This is a genomic window from Citrobacter sp. UYEF32 (assembly GCF_040546205.1).
GTDB lineage: Bacteria > Pseudomonadota > Gammaproteobacteria > Enterobacterales > Enterobacteriaceae > Phytobacter > Phytobacter diazotrophicus.
On record NZ_JBEPNI010000018.1, the window covers coordinates 1 to 4,855 of the forward strand.

Genomic DNA, 4,855 nt, shown 5'->3' on the forward strand with positions numbered 1-4,855 from the left:
CCATGCCGAACTCAGAAGTGAAACGCCGTAGCGCCGATGGTAGTGTGGGGTCTCCCCATGTGAGAGTAGGGAACTGCCAGGCATCAAACAAGTAAAAAGCCCATCCTCACGGATGGGCTTTTTGCGTTTTTATCCCTCAAGAAACCTCCCATATAACCACAAGCGCTCACTTTGCATATGCGGTAAACTAGCCGGGTTTTTGCATCAGGACAGCGTCTATGAACCACTCCCTTAAGCCCTGGAATACCTTCGGCATTGATCACAATGCAAATAAAATAATACGTGCTGAAAGCGTGCAGCAACTACTTGAAGCGTGGCAGGAATCCATACGTAATGAACAGCCCGTATTGATGCTGGGTGAGGGCAGTAATGTTCTTTTCCTGGAAGATTTCACAGGTACGGTCATTATTAACCGCATCCTGGGTATTGAAACTGAGGAAAGCGCCGAGGCCTGGCATGTACATGTTGGTGCGGGAGAAAACTGGCATCAACTCGTGCAATTTACACTCTCGCATGGAATGCCCGGTCTGGAAAACCTTGCGTTGATCCCCGGTTGTGTTGGTTCATCGCCTATCCAGAATATCGGCGCATACGGTGTTGAATTGCAGCGCGTTTGCGCCTATGTCGACTGTGTAGAGTTGAGTACGGGAAATACCCGCCGATTAACGGCAGAAGCTTGCCGCTTTGGCTACCGTGACAGTATCTTCAAACATGAGTATCAGGATCGCTACGCAATCGTCGCGGTTGGGTTGCGCTTATCTAAGCAGTGGCAGCCGGTTCTGACTTATGGCGATCTGACGCGTCTGGACCCGGCAACCGTAACGCCGCAGAACGTTTTTGAAGAAGTTTGCCGCATGCGCACCAGTAAGTTGCCCGATCCGAAAGTAAACGGTAATGCCGGTAGCTTCTTTAAAAATCCGGTTGTGAGTGCCGAACAGGCCGCCGCGCTACTGGAAAAGTCCCCGAAAGCTCCCCATTACCCTCAACCTGACGGCACAGTAAAACTCGCTGCCGGATGGCTTATCGATCAATGCCAATTAAAAGGTGTATCTATTGGTGGGGCAGCCGTTCATCCGTTACAGGCACTGGTGCTAATCAATCAAAATCACGCGACCAGTAAAGATGTTGTCCGCCTGGCTCACCATGTGCGTGAACAGGTTGGCGCGAAGTTTAATGTCTGGCTGGAACCGGAGGTGCGTTTTATCGGCCATCGAGGCGAAGTCAATGCCGTGGAGGTGATTGCATGAAAGACAACACCATTCCATTAACCCTGGTCTCTATCCTTGCTGATGGTGAATTCCATTCTGGCGAACAGCTCGGTGAGCGGCTGGGCATGAGTCGTGCAGCTATCAATAAACACATTCAAACCCTGCGTGACTGGGGGGTGGATGTATTCACCGTGCCCGGTAAAGGTTACAGTCTTCCTGAACCCATCCAATTGTTGAATGAAGAACTGATCGTAACGCAGGTTCAAACAGGTAAAGTGGCCGTATTGCCGGTTATTGATTCCACTAACCAATACCTGCTGGATCGTATCGGCGAGCTGCGATCCGGTGATGCCTGTGTCGCAGAATACCAGCAGGCGGGGCGTGGTCGGCGTGGGCGTAAGTGGTTCTCTCCCTTTGGTGCGAATCTCTATCTCTCCATGTACTGGCGTCTTGAACAAGGTCCGGCTGCGGCCATCGGATTAAGTCTGGTCATTGGCATTATCATGGCAGAAGTTCTGCAAGAACTTGGCGCAGAAAATGTTCGGGTGAAATGGCCCAATGATCTGTATCTGGGTGACCGTAAACTTGCCGGTATCCTAGTTGAATTAACCGGTAAAACCGGCGATGCTGCGCAGATCGTGATAGGGGCTGGCATTAACCTTGCCATGCGCCATGCGGAAAGTGACGTGATCAATCAAGGCTGGGTTAACCTGCAAGAAGCGGGCGTAGTCATTGATCGCAATACGCTCGCTGTCCGTCTGATTAATGAATTACGTGCTGCGCTGCAGTCTTTTGAACAAGAAGGGTTAAGCCCCTGGCTCTCTCGCTGGAAGAAACTGGATAACTTTATCGATCGCCCGGTGAAATTGATCATCGGCGAGAGAGAAATATTTGGTATCTCGCGTGGCATTGATGCACAAGGTGCATTGTTGCTTGAACAGGATGGAGTAATTAAACCCTGGATGGGTGGTGAAATTTCCTTACGCAGTGCCGAATAATTAAAGGGGGAGCATTTCGCTCCCCTTGTTTTATTTTCGCAGGCGTACTTGCTCGACCGCGTGGTCGGCACTCTTGGTCATAACGAGGCTTGCACGCTCACGAGTTGGAAGGATATTTTCTTTCAAATTTAGCCAGTTAATTTCCTTCCAAAGGGATGTGGCTATATTGATGGCTTCTTCTTCGGTCAATTTCGCATAGTTATGGAAATAAGAATCCGGATCGGCGAAAGCCCCTTCACGGAATTTCAGGAAGCGATTGATATACCATTTCTGTAGTAACTCTTCCGGCGCATCGACATAAATGGAGAAGTCGACAAAGTCAGAAACAAATACATGATGAGGGTCATGAGGATAATCCATACCGCTTTGTAATACGTTGAGTCCTTCCAGGATCAGAATATCCGGTTGAGTTACCGTTTTATCTCCGTCCGGGATCACATCGTAAATTAAATGTGAATATACTGGTGCAGTAACGTTTGGCACGCCGGATTTAATATCGGAAACGAATTTCACCAGACGGTGCATATCATAAGATTGCGGAAACCCTTTCTTCTTCATCAGGCCACGATCTTTTAAAACCTGATTAGGATGCAAAAAGCCATCGGTGGTGATTAATTCAACGCGGCGATGCTCCGGCCAGCGACTTAATAAAGCCTGCAATACACGTGCAGTGGTGCTTTTGCCCACGGCAACGCTACCTGCAATGCTGATGATATAAGGTATTCTTTGTCCATTCGTGCCTAAGAATTGTTCAAGCACAGCCTGGCGACGTAAATTCGAACTGATATAAAAATTGAGCAAACGCGATAGCGGCAGATAAATCTCTGCAACCTCTTCCAAAGAGAGATCTTCATTAATGCCTTTTAACCGCGCGATTTCACCCTCAGTGAGCGTCATCGGCACTGAATCACGAAGCGCAGCCCACTGGCTACGATTGAACTGCAAGTACGGGGTCATTAACGTTTGCTCTTTTTTACTCATAAGCTTTTTCTGCCTGCCATGGTGGCTCGCCACGTATGCTTCCGACACGGAGCGAGAAGCCTTCTTTTAAGGTAATGTGATGGCGCGACGTTATTGATATAAGTTAGGACAATGGGCAGGAGGTTAACACCAGATGGCAGGGAATAATATGAAAAATCGCGTCTGCATGATGCTTTCCGGGGAAAGCATCACGTTTCAGAGACTGCCAGGCAATAGCGCGGGATAACGGAATTACCGCGAATAAGCGTTTGTAATAAATCGCGGTTGAATGTGTGTTTCCATCTGCTGAGTTCAGGAAATCCGCTATTTCGGCAGGCAGTGTCGTCCCTGCTACTGTAGAAACCTTCTATATGCAAACCGGCCTGTGCTTAGTGATAAAGAAGGCTGCGTTGCCATGCATAACCCGCTTTCTCAAATGTATTAATAAGGTATTAGCCAGAACCGCTTCGGCGGAGCTGATGGTGTACCTTATTTATCTTGATGGATGATGTTACGAAGATGACCGTTCGTTTCGTCCCTCTGAACGACCTGCACAACAAATTGGCAAGTTCCTCGCAATAAACGGAAAGACCCTTTTTACAGTGCTACTCCCGCGTACAGGTGATACGAATCACGCTCTCCTCAATAAGGGATTTCTTCTTGATTGGTTAAAAAACGGCATCAGGGTGAAGCAAAAGCACTTTATACAGACAGATGGGAGGTGCGCTCGCCTTAAACGGCGAGGAGGTATGGCCTCCAATAGCTGCCACGATGCTGGTTTTTTCCACTGATTTGCTTGAAATAGCAGCATTTAACGGCCTTGTCGTGCAAAATGTGAGCGATAGAACAATTTGTGCAATTTTTTAGTTGCATCAAGCGCTCTGTCTCCCTAGAATGCGCGCTACTTGATGCCGACTTAGCTCAGTAGGTAGAGCAACTGACTTGTAATCAGTAGGTCACCAGTTCGATTCCGGTAGTCGGCACCATCAAGTCCGGTGGGGTTCCCGAGCGGCCAAAGGGAGCAGACTGTAAATCTGCCGTCACAGACTTCGAAGGTTCGAATCCTTCCCCCACCACCATTTTCGGTCACCTCGTGTGACCAGAGTTGGTGTCAAAACTGAATCAACTCAAAGGGAGAGTTTTCTTCTCCTGAAACACAGAAAGAATAGGGTAGCCGAGTTTTAGGATGCGGGCATCGTATAATGGCTATTACCTCAGCCTTCCAAGCTGATGATGCGGGTTCGATTCCCGCTGCCCGCTCCAGACGTGCTGATATGGCTCAGTTGGTAGAGCGCACCCTTGGTAAGGGTGAGGTCCCCAGTTCGACTCTGGGTATCAGCACCACTTCTTTATCTCTCCTCCCCTGTTTCTCTCTGTTTATTGCATTCAACAAGTCGGGCATGTTGCCTGGTTGATGTGGTGATATCACCGATTTATCCGTGTCTTAGAGGGACAATCGATGTCTAAAGAAAAGTTTGAACGTACAAAACCGCACGTTAACGTCGGTACTATCGGCCACGTTGACCATGGTAAAACAACGCTGACCGCTGCAATCACTACCGTTCTGTCCAAAACTTACGGTGGCCAGGCTCGCGCATTCGACCAGATCGATAACGCGCCGGAAGAAAAAGCACGTGGTATCACCATCAACACCTCTCACGTTGAGTACGATACTGCGATCCGTCACTA

General features: G+C 48.8%; 4 protein-coding genes, 4 tRNA genes and 1 rRNA gene. 8 read left to right on the forward strand and 1 reads right to left on the reverse strand.

The annotated features are described in order from the left end of the window. The 3 genes from rrf to birA all read left to right on the forward strand — a co-directional run. A 5S ribosomal RNA gene (gene rrf / locus ABIB59_RS26455) occupies positions 1–82 on the forward strand; the annotation flags it as partial. A 136-nt stretch (positions 83–218) separates the two neighbouring features. After that, a complete protein-coding gene (gene murB, locus ABIB59_RS26265) occupies positions 219–1,247 on the forward strand; it encodes a UDP-N-acetylmuramate dehydrogenase (RefSeq protein WP_039076757.1) in 1,029 nt (342 codons plus the stop codon). Then, positions 1,244–2,206, forward strand: a complete 963-nt coding sequence (gene birA, locus ABIB59_RS26270; RefSeq protein WP_039076758.1) for a bifunctional biotin--[acetyl-CoA-carboxylase] ligase/biotin operon repressor BirA — start codon at positions 1,244–1,246, stop codon at positions 2,204–2,206. The genes murB and birA overlap by 4 nt, the downstream gene beginning before the upstream one ends. Positions 2,207–2,236: 30 nt before the next feature. Here birA and coaA read toward each other — a convergent pair whose 3' ends face one another. Continuing rightward, on the reverse strand, positions 2,237–3,187 hold the full coding sequence (coaA, locus tag ABIB59_RS26275; protein ID WP_039076759.1) for a type I pantothenate kinase: 951 nt from the start codon (positions 3,185–3,187) through the stop codon (positions 2,237–2,239). Between the two features lie 889 nt (positions 3,188–4,076). Here coaA and ABIB59_RS26280 point away from each other — a divergent pair. The 5 genes from ABIB59_RS26280 to ABIB59_RS26300 all read left to right on the forward strand — a co-directional run. Further along, positions 4,077–4,152, forward strand: a tRNA-Thr gene (locus tag ABIB59_RS26280). Positions 4,153–4,160: 8 nt separating this feature from the next. Continuing rightward, positions 4,161–4,245: transfer RNA gene (locus ABIB59_RS26285), tRNA-Tyr, on the forward strand. A 109-nt stretch (positions 4,246–4,354) separates the two neighbouring features. Continuing rightward, a tRNA-Gly gene (locus ABIB59_RS26290) sits at positions 4,355–4,429 on the forward strand. A 5-nt stretch (positions 4,430–4,434) separates the two neighbouring features. Then, positions 4,435–4,510 (forward strand) — tRNA-Thr (locus tag ABIB59_RS26295). A gap of 115 nt (positions 4,511–4,625) precedes the next feature. Then, positions 4,626–4,855, forward strand: a 230-nt coding sequence (locus ABIB59_RS26300; RefSeq protein ID WP_354037694.1) for a GTP-binding protein, incomplete at its 3' end; no start/stop codon positions are given.

Bases quoted from the DNA above. Each gene is read 5' to 3' on its own strand.
- murB (WP_039076757.1), top strand. From the start codon at position 219: ATGAACCACTCCCTTAAGCCCTGGAATACCTTCGGCATTGATCACAAT.
- birA (WP_039076758.1), top strand. From the start codon at position 1,244: ATGAAAGACAACACCATTCCATTAACCCTGGTCTCTATCCTTGCTGAT.
- coaA (WP_039076759.1), bottom strand. From the start codon at position 3,187: ATGAGTAAAAAAGAGCAAACGTTAATGACCCCGTACTTGCAGTTCAAT.